This is a genomic window from Rheinheimera sp. NSM (genome assembly GCF_052380015.1).
Lineage (GTDB): Bacteria > Pseudomonadota > Gammaproteobacteria > Enterobacterales > Alteromonadaceae > Alishewanella.
Genome location: NZ_JBQTCI010000003.1, coordinates 142194 through 160913 on the forward strand (window position 1 = coordinate 142194; position 18720 = coordinate 160913).

An 18720-nucleotide genomic window follows, 5' to 3' on the forward strand; every position below is an offset into this window, starting at 1 on the left:
GTAGCAGAATCCTAACAAAGCCGGGTATTTGTTAATCAACCAACAAGCAGCTGAAACTCAACCGGTAATTTTCGGCCAGTGCCGGCACAGGTCACGTTGCAACCGGCCAAACTCAGCATTGCTCAGCGCCTGTTGACGCAGATAGGCGCATTGCACACTTTGCAGCGGACTGTTGCGGGATAAGGAGACAAAGTCGCGGTACACCGGGTAATAAGCTTTAGCCAGTTTTAACTGGTTACGAAAATACTGCGCTTTAAATTCAGCCGGCAATTGCGGCCAGAAGTCGTTTGCCAGCCGTACGCTTAGCAATAAAGGCTGCGGCATAAAGGGGCCATGGGTATCTGCCAACAATAATTGTTCTGCCGCAGCGCCGGGTTGGTCCAACACCCAGGCCAACGCATACGCATAAGCGGCATAACCATCGCCCCAGGTGGGTCGTTGTGCTACTGCGTGGCGATACAACGCCTGCAGCCGTGTGGGATCTATCGGCTCAAGTTGCTGATAATGCCCCCACTCCAAGGTGCGGGCTAACATTAAGCGATAATGCGGGTTAGCGCGGTCAAGCTTTACGGCTTGCTCTGCAGCGGCTTTCGCATCCTGATAAGACTGCGCAGTGGCTGCTTTGCCTTGATGCCAGCTATCAAGATAAAATACCGATTTAAAGTGAAAAGCACTGGCAATGCCCTGCCGCGCAGCCAGCGTTATGCCGGCCAGCATCAACAGCGCCAGCAGCGGATACAACCAACGGCTTTGCATCAGACCGCCACCAGCATGCCGCCGGCGTTAAACAGTGATTGGCTGATCTGCTGTGGTGTATCCTGCGCCAATTGCTGCGCCAGTTCAGGCGAGGTCCAGCTGCTGATTTGCGCCATGGCTTGTGCCAATAAAGGTGGCCGGCGTTTAAGCGAATGGCAATCCGTGGCCACCACACTGAAAATACCATCAGCCAAATACAGCTTTGCTACGTGCAAGGGCATATCGCCCATCGCCCCCAGCACTGAGGATGCGGTTAACTGAAACAAACAGTCCAGCCGTTGTAACTGAATAATCTTAGCGGGATCTTGTTGTAGCTCGCGATTACGTTCAGGGTGCGCCACCATAATGCGGTAACCTGATTTCGCCAGATATTTGATCAGCTTATCACTGCCAGGCGGTATATGGCTGTGCGGAAACTCCAGCAGCAGCAGCTTATCGCCCTGATAGTGCCCAAGCAGTGGCAGCGCTTTACGTTCGGCCAGCTGAATTAACTGCGGCTCTACCCTAAGCTCGGCCGCGGCAGCCAGTTGCACATTAATGCCTTCGCCTGCGGCGGCCGCACGCAAACTTTGCAGCGCTGCGCTTATGCTGTGCACGGTATTGTCATAATAACCACTTTGCACATGCGGTGTTGCCACCATATGGCTGATCCCCTGCTGCTGCGCCAGACGCAGCAGTGCTAATGACTCGGCCATATCGGCCGCGCCATCGTCTATGCCGGGTAAAATGTGGCAATGTAAGTCAATCACGCTTAGCCCTGCTCTGCGCCGTAGTAGCCATAAGAGCCGTAGGAGCCATAGTAGCTGGCCGCTTTTTCGGTATCCATTTGGTTTAGAATAACACCGTACAAATTGCCATGTGCCTGGTTAATTTTCGCGATTGAGTTTTTCACTGCCGGGCTGCGGGTATGGTCGGCTTTTACAATCAACAGCACCGCATCACTCATCGGTGCCAACAACAAGCCATCACTGACCATTTGCACCGGTGGCGTATCAACAATAATTTTGTCGTAGTCGGCTTTTAACTGCTCCAGCAAGCGTTCGAAAGCACCACCTGCCAGCAATTCCAACGGGTTCAGCGGCACAGCACCGGCAGTCAGCACATCTACGCCGCTTTGCTCATCTTTTACAATGCAGTCAGCTACGGTTTCAGTGCCGGACAGCACATTGGCTAAACCTGGCTGATAACCGGGCAAGCCCAGCTTGGTACCCAGGGTTGGTTTACGCATATCAGCATCTATCAGCAGTACCCGCTCCAGCGCGCCAAAGGCAAAAGCCAGGTTTAAGCTGGTAGAGGTTTTACCTTCGCCCGGATATGACGAGGTAATTTCTATTACCTTTAACGGCTTATCAATGGATAACAGTGACAAACCGGTGCGGATGTTAGACACCGCTTCAATATGCTGGCGCTGCGAGCGGTCAAAGAAGGCCCGCGCGCGGTCGGTCTCGCCGGTTTTCTTGCCGCCTTTGGGTAAAAAGCCCAGCGCGCGTTGATTCAACAGTTTTTCAACGTCAGTCAGGTGTTTTACTGTGTCGTTCAGTGCATCAAACACCAATGCCATTACCGTAGCTAAACCACCGGCAGCAATCAGCACCAGCAATAAAATCAGTTTTTTCTTCGGTTTTTCGGCTGTAGTTGGTAACTCTGCTAAGTCAGTAAATCGGGCTATAGGCGCATCAAAATCACCGGTTACTTCGGTTTCTTTTTGCCGTGCCATAAAGTTGTCAAACAATAAGCGGTTAGTTTCCACTTCGCGCTTAATACGGCGATAATCAGACTCCAGCGAGCCCATACCGGAAAAGCGGCTTCTGGCCTGTTCAAAGCGCAGTTCCAGTGCAGCCAGGCGTTCGGCAGCGGCTTCTGCTTCTTTTTCTACACCGTCAATTAAGCGTAAAATTTGTTGCGTCAGGCTTTGCTGCACCGAGCTTAACTCTGCCTGCGCCGAAATCATCTTCGGATGCTTAGGGCCATATATTTTGCCAAACTCAGACACTTTACGCTCTGTCAGCAGCACTTCGCGCTTCACGTTTTGCACAGAAATATGCGAGGTAATTTCCGGTAAACTTTCCAACCGGCGAATATCATCGCGGCCAAAGCGTTTTACCAGGGTTAAAAAACCTTCTGTTTCGGCTTTACGGGCCCGGGCCACAGACAGCTGTTCATTCAGCCGCTCCAGCTCTTGTTGATCCAGCGAGGTAACCCCCGCCACATCAACTAAGTTATTTTCAGCACGAAACAACTCCAGCTTTAACTCGCTTTGTTCCAGCCGCTCACGTAGCTCGGCTACACGGCCGCCTAACCAGCTGTTGGCCTTTTGCGTAATACCCAGCCTGGCATCCAACTGGCTGTTAATATAAGCGTCGCCCAGCGCATTGGCCACTGCCTGCGCCAGCTTAGGGTCTTCAGAGCTAAAGCTCAGCTTAACCAACTGAGTACGGCGCACCGGTACTATGTCAATGTTCTTAACAAAGGCATCTAACTGGCTTTTGCGCTGCAAAAAAGCAGCATATTCCGGGTCGTCTTCGACACCGGTTTGCGGTAAAAACGGCAGTAATGCCATCAGTTGTTGCTTTAAGCCGGCAGTGGGCTGGTATTCGGCATGGTTCGCCACATCCAGGTTGACAAACACCTGCTCGGCAATAGAGCGCGATTTGAGCACTTCAAATTGCGTCAGGTAGTATTCCTGCTGTGACGAGTTAAAGCCGTATACTTCTTCTATTTTAATTGCCCGCGCCTGGGTAGCTTCAAGCAATAAGGTTGAGGTGGCACGATACACCGGCGACATGTTCAGCAACACAAAAGTGGCCAGCACACCGCACAGTAAAGTAAAGGCCATAATGCGCCACTTGGCGCGGTAAACCACATTAAAGGTTTTCTTTAAATCAATAACCTGTACCGCCTGACCGGCCCCGTCAGCGCGTGCTGTTTCAACATGCATTAAAAGAATCTCTGTAAAATAGTGACAGTATCACCCGCCAGCACGCGGCTGTTCAGCGTACCGTTTTCGGTTTGGGCTTTATTGGCTTCGCGGGCAATAACAATGCGATCGCGTGAGGCGCGCTCTGTCAGGCCGCCGGCCAAAGCCACCGCCTGGTTCACTGTCATACCGGGTTGGTACGGGTAGGCTCCGGGCTTTTTCACTTCGCCATGGATATAAAACGGCCGGTACTCATCAATACCAACGTACACATTAGGCTCTATCAGATAGTCGCCTTTAAGGCCCTGATAAATTAATTGCTCCAGTTCTTTTAATGTTCTGCCGGTGGCTTTAATACTGCCCAAAAACGGATAGTTAATGTTGCCACTGTCCGTCAACTGGGTTTGCAGTTCCATATCATCCTGGCCAAACACCTTAATACTGATCTTATCACCGGCGCCAAGCAGATAGCTGTCATCTGCCAAAACGTTCAGGCTGGCAAATGCCAGCCCGCCTATTAACCACAACTGCTTCATTGTTAACATCAGAAACCTGCTTGTACACCAACATAGAATACGTTTTTGTCAAAACGGATATTCTGCACCGTAGAAGACTTACGCGTCAGATCGGTACCGGCCGTTAACATAATGTTAGTGCGCAGCAGGTAGTTAGCCGCCAAGCTCAGCGTTTTGGTTTTATCCGTGCGATCGGCACCGGAGTAATCTTCATGGCTGTAATTAAAACCGGCCGTGCTGGAAAATAAGTCAGACCAATCGTGCGTCCAGCTTACACCGTGCAGCGTTTCTTTCACGTAATCGCCTTCAACATTAGGATCTTTCGCCTGACGCCCGGTAGTCAGTGTGAAAGTAGAGTAGCTTAACGGTGCATAAGCCACTGCGGCTTCCCACGTCAGGCCACTGAAATCTTTACGTTCAACGCTGTCGAAGTCTTTGTCCTGGTAACCAATGCGGAAGCTACCCGAGGTTAACGCCGAGGCTTCCCATTCCATACCCACACGGTATTTGGTGGTGATGCTGTCACGTTTACCGGTAGGATCAACCAAGTCATAAGAAATATCTTCGCGGATAATCTCTGCCACTACACTGGTGGTCGCCTGAGTGTCATAGTAAAACGCTGCACCGTAAGAGAATTTGTCAAAATTACGCACGCTGGTCAGCGCTTCGTAATTAGTGAACTCTTTATCAAAATAACCCGCCATTACGCGCAACCGTGCCGGGGTAGACATAGCACCGTATTCGTAGTGGGCCTTGAGATTCCACGTATCAAATTCAGCCGGTTCATCCTGCAGGTTACCTAATCCTTCAGATACCCCGGTACCACGATCTTCATGGCCGGACACATATTCCACACCGGCTTCAAACCGGTTGCTTTGGTTCAGTTCAACTTTTGCCATAGCATCTGCATAAAAATCCAGATAGTTATCATCTGAACTGGAGAAATAAGTGCCGCTGGCCACGCTTAGTGTAGAGGTGTACACATTAGCGCCATCTTGTAACAAAGCGCGCAGGCTTGGTGTTACTGCAAAAATCCAGCTGGACTCTTCATTAGTGCTGGTACTGGCAATGTTGTCATTATGGGCTAAACGGGCTTGCACCATAGGTGTGAAGTCAATACCGCTCTCTGTAGTAATAGCAGCCGCAGTCATTTCGTTTGCAGCCAGATTTGCCGACAAACTAACAGCAGCGATAGCCAGCGTAATGCGTGAAATTTTAAACATTGAACGTCCTTATTAATAAGCGTTTTTGTTAATAAAACCTTTGAGCAAGGTGTTAAGGATAATTTTGATATCAAACAGCAGTGACCAGTTGCGGATGTAATCCAGGTCGAATTTTACCCGCATTTCCATCTTTTCCAGGGTATCCGTTTCGCCGCGCCAACCGTTTATCTGGGCCCAGCCGGTAATGCCGGGGCGCATTTTATGGCGCAACATATAAAAGGCAACCTGCTTACGGTACTCTTCGTTGTGCGCTACAGCGTGCGGGCGTGGCCCCACTACTGACATATCGCCCATTAACACATTAAAAAACTGCGGTAATTCGTCCAATGAGGTACGGCGTAAAAAAGCGCCAACCGGCGTTATGCGGCTGTCATTGCGCTTGGCCTGTATTACCTTGCCGCCATTTTCCATAGTGCGCATAGAGCGGAATTTGTACACACCGATACGGCGGCCATCCAGGCCATAACGGTCTTGTTTAAACAGGACCGGCCCCTTGGAGGTAAACTTGACTGCAGCGGCAATTAATACCAGCAACGGCGCTATAGCCAACAGCACGCTGGCGCTGAAAGCAATATCAAAGCTACGCTTATAAAAGTCCTGGATACCAAAGCCCGGCGATTCAAACACACTGATGGTATCAACATCACCAACATTACCAATACGGCCATGCATCAGGTTCTTCATCAGAAAATCCGGCACCAGTAACACATCTACTGTGCTGTCGCCCAGGGCGGTAATCATATCAGCCACACGCTGCTCGGCCAGCATTGGTAAGCAAATATACAGTTTTACCAATTCACCGCTGCGCGCCAGTGCCACCGCTTGCTCAATACCGCCACGTATATGCTGGCGCGCATCAACCGGCAGCCGGTCTGTAGTTCTGTCATCAAAAAAGCCGATACACTCAAAGCCCAGCTCAGGGTGGTTGGTTATTTCATTCAGTAAATTCAGGCCACTGCCGGTGGCGCCGATAATCGCCACTTTCTGCATTGCTAAACCACGGCGGCGTTGCATGGTTTTGATCACTCTGGCGCCAATACGCCACAAAGCCAGGGTAACTAAAGAGGCAACATACCAGCCGACTAATACTGCACGCGAGAAAGCTTCCGACTGCTTAAACAGGAAAAGTGCCGCCAGCACCAATAAAAATGCCAGCGTATGTGCTACCGCCAGCAGTACCAGCATGCGCGAAAAGCGCCCCACCCGCCAGGAACGGTATAACTGTACAGACTCTGCTAAATAGGAATAACACACCAGATAGCCGCACAGCAGCAGGCCGTATTTGCTGTTTAGCGTCACGTCATACATAGCGGCGCCCAAGACAAACACCGCAGCCAGGATCAGTAAATCTATCAGCCGGTAAATAACAGAAGAGGCATGGCCGGTATATCTAAACGTTTGTTTATTCACTGTGTTAACTCCGTTTAACTGTCGTAAAGCATGGGCATCTGACACTGCAAGGCGCAATGCCGCTGAGAAAAGTATGCCGTTGTACACTCAGGGCGGATAAAGCAAACCGCTTCTGCGCTGAATATCTGTTTGTAACCAATACCGCCACGCAAGCTAAGCTTGTACTATTATCTGCAAGGTAATTTGTTACTGCATGCTGTACTTAAAACGCCGACAATTTATCACATCGCGCGCTCAATGCAAGCAAAAATACCCACATATATACACCCACAGTTTACATAAGGTTATCATCGATACAATTCGATTAAAAAACAACCGTATCGATTAAAATATCACCAGAAAACCGCAATACTCACCAAAACAGTGCATGGCAGTAGTAATCTCACTGTAAGCGGTATTTATACAACTTTAATTAATCATTAAATTTCAACAGCTTAATTAAATAAAGCCCTAACAACTGCACTTTACTCATGCATATGCTATTCCACACCTGCCAGCCTGAACACAATCTGAACACATATTTATTACAACAAGACGACAAAATGGCGCAAAATCCAGCTTTTTGTTCAACCTGAAGCTCAAACCGCCAGCCTAAATTGTAAATATCAAGGCAATTTTAAATGTGTCATAAAATCTTACAGTTAACAAACAGCAAGATTATAATAGACTGTATTTAAACAACTTTAAAACAGGAATGAATATTGCATTGTAAATTTTGAGTATCCAAAAAAGGTGATGCATTATGAAAAATACGTTAACAAAGGTTTTATCCGCCACTGCGCTGTGTTTCAGCCTGAGTAGCCATGCAGCGCTAATTCAGGTATCTGCTACCGACACGGCGCCGGGCAGCAGCAGCTATCTGGCGCCAGGTGCCGGTGATGTGGGTGGTTTCCCAACCCCTTACAGCCCGGGTTCATCAATTCAACCGCAAAATCTGTTTGATGCTATGGACGATATCCGTATCGCCAGCCGGCTGGATCTGAGCGCTCTGGACCGCAACAGCGACAATGGTGATCCGGCTCTGGGTTGGGATCTGGACCAACTGGAGTGGTACACCGAGTTTTACTACTTTGACACCCTGCTGGACGACTGGCAGCAAGTCACTTCCTGGTATGCTTTTATCAGTTGGGATCAGGTAGAAACCTGGCAAGCAGATCCGGAACTTACCGGGATTGACTTCTGGACCGGTGACGTGCGTGGCTTCCTTACTGACAGCAGTTGGTTAGCCGGCGACTGGTTAGCGGTTTCCAGCTTTGAAGGTGCAAGCAACACTGTAAACAACACCTTTTTCTCAGTACGCGATCCTGCAAACATACCGGAGCCGGCCAGCTTAGCGCTGTTTGGTTTAGCCTTAGCCGGTATTGGTATTCGCCGCAGAAAGCAACAACCGCTTTAGTTTGAAAAGCCGCTGTTTGCCCTGCTTCGGCGGGGCTTTTTTCGTTGCTACGCTTTAATGTCAGTATTTTTTACACCATTATATTTCATCGCACTAAATGCTTTACAAATCAAATACTTTAGTAATGGCATAAATACTGCTAAGTACTGGTTTAGCTGAATTATGTTGTAGCCACCAGGAGTAAAAATGAAAGCCACTACTAAGCTGTTATTTGTATTAGCCACTGCAGTTTTTGCCTTTGCTGTTAAAACCCACGCCACACCAATTGTTATCAACGCCGCATTACACGATTATCAAAGCAACCAAAGCTATTATCGCACTGTTGATTTTTATCAGTTTTCCTCCACCGGCGGTTTAGCCAGCTTTGATATTCTGGCGTGGGGCTACCAGGGCAGCTACTTAGACAGTATGTTATGGTTGTTTCAGGATGACGGTGATTTAGGAGTGTCAGCTTTACTTACACAAAATGACGACTTTTGGTCATTAACTGGTCGCGGTTTTACCGACGGCAGCACCAGCGCGCTGGATTCGTATTTAAGTTTTAATTTTTCCGCCGGCAATTATCTGTTAGCCGTAGGCAGCTGCTGTAATTATGGTGCCCACGATATTATCGACGGTATGCAGTGGAATGGTGCAGCCAGCTATGACAACCCAACCTTGTACCGCACTTTGCCGTACCAGTTAACCGTAAATGGCGCGGTAAGTAACTTTCGCCCGCAAGACACGGCTATCAGCAATATACCGGAACCGGCATCTATTGCTTTATTAGGTATGGGGTTGTTGGCGTTACGCCTGTATCGCAAAAAAGCCGCTGTTTAACTACTGCTTGCCCAACTCAGCCCCGTAATCCGGGGCTTTTATATGCCGTTGCCAACAAGACCCTATAGCACTAATTAGTTTGCTCATTATGTTGCTTAACAGCCCGGTGGGCTAACGCGCGCAGCTCGGCGGCAAATTTAGCATCAAGCCCTTCAGGCACAAAATCGACATTAACAACCGACTCATTAAACAGCACTTCATACCAAACACTGGCGGTAAGGTATTTCCCGGCGATGTCCAAATGCGCGCCATCATCACTGTAAAGCATGTTAGAACGTTGCTTAATAGACGGCGCATTCTCAATACTTGCAGCCTGTTTCGTGTTGTTGGTGCTGGCTTTTTCTTCATCATCCGCTTTTGGCAATTGTTGATATGCCAGAGACATTGCATCGGCGGAGGGGATTATCGCTAAGCCGTACCTGGCAGCAAACCGGTTGTAAGCCTGTGTAAGTTGGCTATGCATATCAGTATGGCTCACCGGCCCTTCTTGCTGCTGTTTAAACATTAAGTGCTCATCATGATAAGCCCAGGTTTTATGCAGCAGTATTTTTGCGCCAGGGGCGTCACGTTTAATCTGAGATATCAGCGTTTCGCCATAGGGTTCAAAAGTAGCGAGGTCGACGCTCTGCCGGCTAGTCTGCTGAATAGTAATGACATCCCACTTCTCTGCTTTAAGTGCATCGTCTAAACTGACATTTGGCACAGCACCAGTATAGTTCTTCAGAACCCGCGTTACCTTGTAAGCCCTGCCATCAGGTTCATTCTGGCGCGCTAGCTGTAAGAAGTCTGCATGACACTGTAACGAACAGCCTCCCTTACTTGCTGCAAATATTGTTATTTTTCGTCCACCGGCCCTTGCCAGCTGTGGCAAGTAATGTGTGCTGTTCCATGAAAAGCTATTACCAATATGCATCAACTTTAGCTCGTCTGGTCCAGCAGTAGCACAAGCGGAAAAACCAAAATAACAGCCAAGCAAAAACAGTAAGTATCTAACGTTTAACATCTCTATCCCTCTGCAGCTAAAAAACATCGGTAAGAGTGCCCAGGGTTGACGGATATCGCAACCACAAATCACACTAAAACAAACTTTTTAAGATATTTAATTAACAATTAAAACAACTAAAACTCGCAACAAGGTATCATTAATAACATTAGTCATACAGAAATTAAACAGAGGAATTGCACCACATGACCAATCAGTCTCGAGAACTATGGATAGATGCCGTAAAAGGCCTGACAATAATTCTGGTGGTTTTTCACCATGTATTTCAGGGAGTACAAACCTCTATAGGCTTTTCCGACCTGACGCTGGAAATATACCGCTTAACCAGCCCAATCCGCATGCCACTGTTTTTCCTTGTAGCGGGCTTTTTTGCGAAAAAAGCGATAGAAGGCGACCTAAAGAACTTTGTCCACGGTAAGCTGCTGCACTTTGCATACTTTTACATTCTGTGGAGCATAGTCAGTATTGGAGTACGTTACCTACTGAGCTCATTTACAAATAACGAAGTCAAAATGACTGATATATTGCATATTTTCTGGGAACCTACGTTTTCACTTTGGTTCTTATATGCGCTGTTTCTTGCTTTTGCAACAGCAAGGTTAACAAGAAATATTTCATTTCTAACTCAAATTTCAATTTTTACATTGATCGCTGTCACACTAAATACAGTTCCGAATAATGACTTTATTTTGATTAAAACCTTTAAGTTATATCCTTTTTTCCTCATTGGTGTTTACGGCTCGTCGCAGATCAGGAGCTGGGTTAGCAAAGCAACGGTTACAAGGGTTGGCTGGTTAATCGTTACATACATACTGATTGCAGCATCCATTTCCCTACTTTCGTGGAAAGTAAATTCAGTACACTATTACGTAATGGCTCTACTTGGGTGTGCGGCTGTTATGTCATTAATATACGTTACTAAGAACACGTTTTTGGTATCACGTGTTTTAACGTATGTTGGGGAAAGAAGTCTTTACATTTATCTGATGCACTTTGTACCTGCCGCAGCGGTAAGAGTTATAGGTGTTAAACTTGGATTCGAAAGTTACCCGTTGCTTATGTCGTTGATTGGCACTCTGATCTCAGTAGGACTATGCCTGATAGTATTTAAAGTTTTGCAAAGTATCAGCATACTCAAATTTCTGTTAGAAAAACCCAGCTTCAGAGCAAAACTCAGATCAGCTTACTAACTGCTTTTAAACTAGAAACTATAGAGCCTGCGGTAGTTTTACAAGAGCTTCATACGCAGGCTTCGCTTTCAGAGACCTGTCAAAAATTAATGGATAATCAGTTCTCCCCTGAAGCGGCCAGTTATTACGCCAGTTGTGAGCGTCCGTTATCCCCCAAAAAGTAACTCTGCTTACCGACTTATGGTGTTTTAAAAAAACTTTAAACAAAGAAACGTACCTATCAGCAAGCTGCTGCTCAACGTCATCTGGTAGTTGCTCAACAAACGGGTTTAATGCTGTCATGCGCTCGGTGCTGATCACAGCATCTTCGCCGCGTTCCTCCTGACCCGGAAAGGGTAAAACAGACACATCTAATTCAGTGATCATTACCTTAATACCCAGCGTTGCAAAGCGCGCTATGGTTTTATCCAGTGCTTTCAGATCCGGATAAGTAAGGCTGTAATGGCCTTGTATACCAACTGCATGGATAGGTATACCTTTTTTCTTCAGTCGCTTGATTAGTGCAACCACCGCATCCTGCTTCTTGGGATTTACCAAGCCGTAATCGTTGTAGTATAACTCTGCATCAGGATCAGCCTGGTGCGCAAATTTAAAGGCTTTTTCGATATAGTCTTCACCAATAATATCGAGCCAGCGGCTGCTGCGGTATGAACCGTCAAAATTAAAAGCTTCATTTACCACATCCCAACCTTTAACTTTGCCACGATAACGCCCAACGTAGGTGTTTATATGGTACTCAAGCTTTCTTAATAACTTTTCTTTAGTTTCGGGTTTGCCGTCTGCATCCACAAAAAGCCACTCAGGGTTGCTCTTGTGCCATACCAACGTATGGCCAATAACGTTTTTGTTATTATTTTCTGCATAATCTATAAAACTGTCTGTCCAATTGAAGTTGTAAACCCCTTGCTCCAACTCAACAAAATTCCATTTCATCGAGTATTCAGCGGTAACAGAGTTGAAATTTTTATTAACTACTTTAATTTTATCATCCCGGAACAACTGTTTTCCGGAAACGGAGACGCCAATATCGAAGTGATTCTTGTAGGCTTTATATAAATCGGCAAAAGCTAAAAAAGGCCAGAGCAAAACCACTACCAACATAAACTTCATAAAGCTACCCGCTAAACAAATTTAAAGTCTGAAGCAAATTAACCTTACTGTACTTATCAAGACTGCTGTAATTGCTGTCTCCAGCTTTAGCTGATAAGGCTTGTTCAAGATTTTTTAACCTTGTCAGGTATTCGCACTCTAAATCATGCCACTCCTGCGAGCGAATAATAACGTTCCAATCCCCCCAGGAGTCCTGATTACCGCGCACCATACCAAGCTTTTTAGCCAGATGCCGCCAACTCCAAATCACAAACTGAACCGGTATATTTTGCCACCAACTCAGATAAGGCAAGCGGCCGTCACCATGAAGTAACCACTTACTTTTGCTTAAAAAAGGCTTACAGCCTTTGTGAAACAATTTGCGGTTTAACTTCCACTCAGTAGGTACAGCTGCGGCCAGTTTTACGACTTGCTGACACATAAAAGGTTCATAAGATCGGAATAACCGTCTGTTGCAATACAAGTTAGGTAATGCCACCCGCATGGTGGTGGGCCATAATACAAACCATTCATGTGCCGTGTGCGGCCGGATCTGCTGTATGCGCTGAAAATGTGCCAGCCGTCGAGTATCAAGTTGCTGCAAAATATCCGCTTTAAAAAAAGCATGCTTAGTTGGTTTGGTGCGGCTTTCGCCTTGTACAAAGCGCTCCGGAACAAAAGGATACTTTCGGCTACCACCTTTTTTATTGGCATAAGGTGCTTTTAGCAAAGAGTCAGCCAGGTAACCGCCAAATACCGCCTGATATTGCGGCAGCTGGCAGTCCTGATAAAAGCCCAGCGTATGCGCATGCATATACTGGTGACCGGCCCCAACCAACTTACTTGCCGCAGGCAAAATATCGACATAGTAGCCTGGTTGGCGTAACTTTAAATTGAATGACGAGCCGTAAGCATCGGCTACCTGTTTCGCTATTTTGCCTTCGCGATTGTAGCTATCAAGAAAGACAAAAGCATCCCGCTCCGTATACTCTGCCAACAGCCCCGACATGGCGCGGGAATCCTCCCCCCCACTAATAAACTGAGCCACCTTGCTACCACTTTGCACTACATTACTAACATAGTGCTGTAAACCTTGCCGTAAAGCTTGTGCGGCCGCACTGATGTCTTTGTAGGGGGTAACTTCTTCAGGTTGCCAGTAAGGCTGCACATCAAGCGTAATGTTCTGCGCCAAACTATACATTTGCAAAGCGGCAGGTGCACACTGCCGGATGTTGCGGTAAAGAGTGTACGGATAGGTTACAACATCATTCAGCACAAAATCGGCTACAGATACCATATCTATCTGCTTAGCTTGTCCTGTGCATTGCGCCAACACATCAACATGGGTAGATAAGACCAACTGCTCCGTCGTGTGATACTGATACGCCGGTATAAACATCATTAAATCGGTGATACAGCTCAGCGTCCTGTGCTGTTTATCCACAATTAACACCACAAAAGGCCCGCTAAGATCGCTATCCCATTGCAGCTCGCCGCTTAACCAGCGCCGATACAGTGCTTGCGTACCTTTATCGCTATCCGCTTCAGCTAAAAAGCTGTTAGTGGTAAAACTCAAAACCGGGCCGCCAATAACTAAAAAGATATGCCGCTCTGTTTGCAGCGGTTTAAAGCCACAATACAAATTCGGTGTATAGGCCAGGCTGCCCCAGGCGCCACTGATAAATTCAACGGCAGGTTGTGCCGAACTGTAAATACCTTGCAAGGCAGTTCTCGCTGTAGTTTCTGCCAGCGGTGCAGCGGAAAAAATAAAATCACTCATCGGGTGCGTTGCTCCACAGCTGCAGCTTTAATAAAGGTGAAAGCAATCAAAAGTACATTTAATGCCACACTAACCAAAGAGAACAACATAACAGCGATAACATCGCTGTTAAACAGCATAAACCCCGCTACCAGGGCGGCAGCCCGAAGCAGCACACTAACGATCTCATAACACAAGAAAAAGCCTTGCAGGGATAAGGTGGCAATAGCCGCTACACTGGGCCGGTTCAGAAAACCGGCATATAACCACAACGCCATCCAACGGGCATACTCACCCGATACAGTCCACTCAGCACCAAAGACAAAACCAAACAACCAAGGCCCTGCGACTACAATTAATGCAAAGGGTAACACTCCGACACCGGCCAATGCCCATGTGGCTTTGCGTAGCAAGGCAGCAACGTTCTCTCCGTTGTTGGCAGCTTCGGTAATGCGGGGATAAAACACGTCTGCCACTGCTTTACCCAGCAAGTTTGCCGGCATAGCCAAAATGGTTTTTGCTAACGCATAAAAGCCGGCTGCCGCAGGCCCGAAAAAGCTCATCAGCATTAGTACCGGCAAACTTAGCGACACCGCATTGATTAATGCCTGCGGTGCACGAAACAGCGGAAAATCGTAGTATTTCTTTGCTAACGCCCAAATACCGGCATTAGAGTTATCATCAACGGCTTGGCTTGCTAACGTAGCTTTAGCGCCAACAAATAACATTACGGCATGCAAAGCGTGAGCAAGGGTGGCAATAACTATTAAAACTGCCGCCACGGGGTTAAACCAGCCAATCCCCACTTTAGCGGTGTTAACAATAGCCGACTGCATAAAAGCCACTTTGGCGGTAACCTTAAATTGTTTTTTGCGGATTAACCATTGCTGCAAAATTTGATGCAATGCTGAGAAAAACATCGCCAGCGGGATAAACAACACAAAGGCATAAATAGCCTCTAACCCTAACCAGTGAACTATGGTTTCACCTGCGACCAACAGCAGTAAGGTAATGACAAATGCCAAAGTCAGTGCCAATAAGGCACTTAATTGCGCAATTTTTTTAGCTTCGCTGTCCTGACGTGGCAGTACAATAGCAATAGGGTAACAAAGCGCCGCTATCGGGCTTAGCACCATAACCAATGCTAAAAAAGCGCCCAGCACACCAAAAGCTTCCGGGCCATACAAACGGGTAATAAAAGGTGATGCCAGCATAGTAATAGCTTGGGCACCGGCAGTGCCGGTCGCAACTGTAAGGATATTACGGAATAAACTCCCCTGAGCCAGCTTTTTAAATCGCTTTAGCACAATAAGCCTCTTAACAGTCGTTTACAGCCAATATGCTAGTTTAATGATATCTTTTGGGGGAATATTAAGTCCCGGTACTTGAGCTTGCTTTAGCAACAGACTTGTCTCATGCAATGTGGCCAAAGCTCCGGGCAGCTTATGCAGGGAGTAACCTTCCGCAGGTATTGCATCCAAAAAATTTACCAAATCAACGTTGAATTTGCTAATACGCTGATTAATACTATCTGAACATTTCTGAGGCTTCTGCTCCAACGCTGTTCTCATTAACTGAATGTAATCAAAATCCAGACAGTAAGGCACCTTTTCTAAAAACGGTTCAGCTGTTAAATCGCTCTTGCATCTGTCGATTAACTTATCAGCGGCAATATAGCATCTGTCTGTTGCATGGTTTATCCAGTGAACATGCACCAAACCACCAATATCGCCATGCTCAGGATTATGCCGTAGCCGGTACGCCAAACGGAATAATTGCTGCAATAGTTCACTACGATAAGCTTTCATCAAGCCGGTATGAGCCTGTAAAATATGTCGATCGCAAGCTTCAAGCACCTGCAAAACTTGTTGCTCAGACACCTGCATTTTTGGATCATGCCGGGCAAAGGTTAGTAAAATTGAGGGGATACCACCAATCCAGTGGCTTACACGCCAGGTATGGTGCGACCATTTTGCAGGCCAGATAGGCAACTGCGTTTTTGCATCGACAAGTTTACTCAAATCCAGCGTGATTGATCCCAGTACATCTGCGCGAACATCTGCCCCTGCGTGAGCCAGCAAATTCAACGATGCCAGCAAATAAGCTGTAAGATGCGGTAGCATGGCTTGCTCAACACCATCTTTCCCTGCCAACGGTGCACTTTTTATAACTTCTGCGTATTTTGTAACTGCTTCAGGAACAAACCAGTCTGAATCGCCTAGCAAGGTCCTGGTATAGATATAATCCGCGTGATCTTGTAACGACTTCGCATTCCATTCTGTTTCTTTTCCGGTTAACCAAAATGCTTTGACAGCAGGAGCAACAACATCCAGATAAGCTTCAATTTTTATTTTCAATTCATAACTCCCGACAAAAAACTGCCAAGCCTTCCATGATTAAGGCTGAACACCAAACTTTGCTAAAACATCAGACATTCTACGATAGGCATTTTTTGACAACGCTACCTGTAAAAAAACTACTATCGCCATTTTCAATCTGAAACAGCCTTTGAACAACGCTTTAAAGTAATGCTTTAAGGCAATAGTTTTCTTCCCCTCTTCAGACAAGTATTTTGCGACAGGCCAGCCCATTTCAGCATAGTAAGCTTTGTCAGTAATCAAATCGCGAATACGATTCAACCAGTCAATTCGTTCTTGTGTATTCCGTGCGTTGGACAATCGGGTTGGATTCCATTGATCATCCCAAACAGCAGAGGGCTCACTTAACATCATGAATTTTCCACCCGCTGCGGCTAATCTGATAGCAAAGTCATAATCATCCCCTTTGCTAAGATTCTCATCATACCGGACCCTCTTAGCTAACTGCGCAGGCACTATCAAAGATATTGTTGGTACAAAACCTCTGTCACTCATTAAGTATTCAGAAATATGCTCATTTGCTCTGATCGCCCTATTAGGCTTAACATATTTAATACCGTCACCACGTTCTACGATTATCTGTGCATAAGTGCAAATATCATCACCTTGTTCTAAAGTACTTAAAGCTTGTTCCAAATGGTGTGGCAGAAAAACATCATCAGAGTCGAGAAATGCAATATACTTCCCGCGCGCAGCATCTATACCGGAATTCCGGGCGCGTGAGGCTCCGCCATTTTCTTGAGTAATTAGCTGTAAGCGAGCATCATTCATATTATTGACAACATCTGCTGTATTATCAGTTGACCCGTCATCTACAACAATCACTTCGTAATCTTCAAAAGTCTGATCGAATACAGAAGATATTGCTTTTTCGATAATACCTGCCCGATTATAAGCTGGTATAACAACACTAAAAATTGGAAAGCTAGCCATAAAATAACTCTATTTTAATACTATACATTAACGAGTCGTCGCACTGTCTTTATACAGCAACAGATAAAACGAAAGATAAAGCAACCAGTTTCCATTAGTTGCAACTAAAAACCCTGATTCCAGGAAGTTTCTAAAAATGGTAAAAAAGAATACTGCAGATAAAAGAAACAAAAAGTTATAATCACTCCCCTTCCAAGTGCAAAGCTTATATACCGGAGCAACAACAAAAACAGATAGAAAGATTAAAGTACCTAAAAAACCTATCGATGCGAATAAATCTAAGTAACCACTATGCCCCGTGGTTAGCGTAAATACCCAGTCAATCCAGCCATGAGCATATTCTACCAACGTCATATCATCACCGACTCGCCAAACCGAGCCGTAACCAAGGCCGAGCCAAAAATGATCCTGTATTGACAAGTACAAAAGGTTCCAAATGGTTGACCTACCCGTAAAAGCTGCAGGATCGTCCAATATATGATTAAAAGCCGATATAAGATAGTCACTCAAAACAACAGAAAAGGCACATGCAGCAAAAAAAACTGAACAGTTGAATAATTTACCAAGTCTAAAGCGCGTTACAGAAAACAGATAAATAGCAATTAAAAGCGAAGGAAGGAACAAATATAAGCTTGTCTTAGATTTAGTAAAATACAAAAAGACCAGCGAAACAAAAATTAGGAGTATCCAGCTAATTTTCCGACTTCGAATATACTGATAAGCACATAAAAATATTGACATTACAGCAGTAGGGCCTGCTCCGTTTTTATGTGAAAATATACCTTTCCAGTTACCAATAAGCCCGGGATCTGTCAATTCAGCTTCAATATGTTTCGCACCGGGAATAAAAAAGCAAGATATAAAACTTATTACAACAAGAGACACTACAACCTTAGTCAGCAAGTCAACAACATCATCTTTACTGAGTATAGAAATCAACATCATTACACTTAAAGAAGTTATTATTAGAAGAACTGAACGCCTGAAAGACACAGATGGATGAGTTGCCCAAAGTACGGACAACAAGCATACGACTAAGATAAGAGAAAACCCCTTCCAACACTTTAACTTATCAAATGATGAACACATAATAAATGTGTAAAAAGACGCAGAAAAGAACAACAGGAATATAATTTGCCTTATCACATTGCTGTAGCCTGTTTCTGACAATTCAATATCCCTGCCAGACATTGAAAATGGAGCTAGTCCAACATAGCAAAAAACTAACAACGCTGCGAACAAGAAACGCGCCAGTTGATAACAATCAATATGTATGCGTTGCTCATTTAACTTTATAATATTATTAATCACAATTTGCACCAGATGCTGAGT

16 protein-coding genes are annotated in these 18720 nt (G+C 45.9%); 3 read left to right on the top strand and 13 right to left on the bottom strand.

The window, feature by feature from the left end; genetic code table 11:
• Window positions 1–57: 57 nt before the first annotated feature.
• The 6 genes from ACTZWV_RS09965 to ACTZWV_RS09990 are packed head-to-tail and all read right to left on the bottom strand — an operon-like array spanning window position 58 to window position 6821.
• Complete coding sequence (locus ACTZWV_RS09965; RefSeq protein ID WP_444786401.1) at window positions 58–756, bottom strand: hypothetical protein; 699 nt, start codon at window positions 754–756, stop codon at window positions 58–60.
• Window positions 756–1505 (bottom strand): tyrosine-protein phosphatase, encoded by a 750-nt coding sequence (locus ACTZWV_RS09970; protein ID WP_444786402.1) that lies wholly within the window; start codon window positions 1503–1505, stop codon window positions 756–758. Before ACTZWV_RS09970 ends, ACTZWV_RS09965 begins: the two co-directional genes overlap by 1 nt.
• 2 nt (window positions 1506–1507) lie before the next feature.
• Window positions 1508–3694 carry a GumC family protein gene (locus ACTZWV_RS09975; RefSeq protein WP_444786403.1) on the bottom strand — a complete coding sequence of 729 codons (2187 nt, stop codon included), beginning with the start codon at window positions 3692–3694 and terminating at the stop codon, window positions 1508–1510.
• Window positions 3694–4218 (bottom strand): polysaccharide biosynthesis/export family protein, encoded by a 525-nt coding sequence (locus ACTZWV_RS09980; RefSeq protein WP_444786404.1) that lies wholly within the window; start codon window positions 4216–4218, stop codon window positions 3694–3696. Before ACTZWV_RS09980 ends, ACTZWV_RS09975 begins: the two co-directional genes overlap by 1 nt.
• Window positions 4218–5411, bottom strand: a complete 1194-nt coding sequence (locus ACTZWV_RS09985; protein ID WP_444786405.1) for an outer membrane beta-barrel protein — start codon at window positions 5409–5411, stop codon at window positions 4218–4220. Before ACTZWV_RS09985 ends, ACTZWV_RS09980 begins: the two co-directional genes overlap by 1 nt.
• Window positions 5412–5423: 12 nt before the next feature.
• Window positions 5424–6821, bottom strand: coding sequence for an undecaprenyl-phosphate glucose phosphotransferase (locus tag ACTZWV_RS09990; RefSeq protein ID WP_444786406.1), 1398 nt, complete (start codon window positions 6819–6821; stop codon window positions 5424–5426).
• A gap of 742 nt (window positions 6822–7563) precedes the next feature.
• Here ACTZWV_RS09990 and ACTZWV_RS09995 point away from each other — a divergent pair.
• Together ACTZWV_RS09995 and ACTZWV_RS10000 are read left to right on the top strand one after the other, a co-directional pair.
• Complete coding sequence (locus tag ACTZWV_RS09995; RefSeq protein ID WP_444786407.1) at window positions 7564–8217, top strand: PEP-CTERM sorting domain-containing protein; 654 nt, start codon at window positions 7564–7566, stop codon at window positions 8215–8217.
• A gap of 186 nt (window positions 8218–8403) precedes the next feature.
• Window positions 8404–9036: a DVUA0089 family protein gene (locus ACTZWV_RS10000; RefSeq protein ID WP_444786408.1), complete on the top strand. Its 633-nt coding sequence runs from the start codon at window positions 8404–8406 to the stop codon at window positions 9034–9036.
• 70 nt (window positions 9037–9106) lie between these two features.
• On the opposite strand, the gene ACTZWV_RS10005 is transcribed toward ACTZWV_RS10000, so the two are convergent.
• Window positions 9107–10039 carry a DUF4886 domain-containing protein gene (locus tag ACTZWV_RS10005; RefSeq protein WP_444786409.1) on the bottom strand — a complete coding sequence of 311 codons (933 nt, stop codon included), beginning with the start codon at window positions 10037–10039 and terminating at the stop codon, window positions 9107–9109.
• Between the two features lie 185 nt (window positions 10040–10224).
• Here ACTZWV_RS10005 and ACTZWV_RS10010 point away from each other — a divergent pair, with 185 nt between their 5' ends.
• On the top strand, window positions 10225–11229 hold the full coding sequence (locus ACTZWV_RS10010) for an acyltransferase family protein (RefSeq protein WP_444786410.1): 1005 nt from the start codon (window positions 10225–10227) through the stop codon (window positions 11227–11229).
• Window positions 11230–11247: 18 nt separating this feature from the next.
• On the opposite strand, the gene ACTZWV_RS10015 is transcribed toward ACTZWV_RS10010, so the two are convergent.
• The 6 genes from ACTZWV_RS10015 to ACTZWV_RS10040 are packed head-to-tail and all read right to left on the bottom strand — an operon-like array spanning window position 11248 to window position 18699.
• A complete protein-coding gene (locus ACTZWV_RS10015) occupies window positions 11248–12339 on the bottom strand; it encodes an endo-1,4-beta-xylanase (RefSeq protein WP_444786411.1) in 1092 nt (363 codons plus the stop codon).
• A gap of 4 nt (window positions 12340–12343) precedes the next feature.
• Entirely contained in the window at window positions 12344–14098 is a 1755-nt protein-coding gene (locus ACTZWV_RS10020) for an asparagine synthase-related protein (protein ID WP_444786412.1), read from the bottom strand.
• On the bottom strand, window positions 14095–15384 hold the full coding sequence (locus ACTZWV_RS10025; RefSeq protein WP_444786413.1) for a lipopolysaccharide biosynthesis protein: 1290 nt from the start codon (window positions 15382–15384) through the stop codon (window positions 14095–14097). The genes ACTZWV_RS10020 and ACTZWV_RS10025 overlap by 4 nt, the downstream gene beginning before the upstream one ends.
• A gap of 21 nt (window positions 15385–15405) precedes the next feature.
• Complete coding sequence (locus ACTZWV_RS10030) at window positions 15406–16434, bottom strand: hypothetical protein (protein ID WP_444786414.1); 1029 nt, start codon at window positions 16432–16434, stop codon at window positions 15406–15408.
• A gap of 39 nt (window positions 16435–16473) precedes the next feature.
• Window positions 16474–17388, bottom strand: a complete 915-nt coding sequence (locus ACTZWV_RS10035; RefSeq protein ID WP_444786415.1) for a glycosyltransferase family 2 protein — start codon at window positions 17386–17388, stop codon at window positions 16474–16476.
• Window positions 17389–17415: 27 nt separating this feature from the next.
• Window positions 17416–18699 (bottom strand): O-antigen ligase family protein, encoded by a 1284-nt coding sequence (locus ACTZWV_RS10040; RefSeq protein ID WP_444786416.1) that lies wholly within the window; start codon window positions 18697–18699, stop codon window positions 17416–17418.
• Between the last annotated feature and the right edge of the window lie 21 nt (window positions 18700–18720).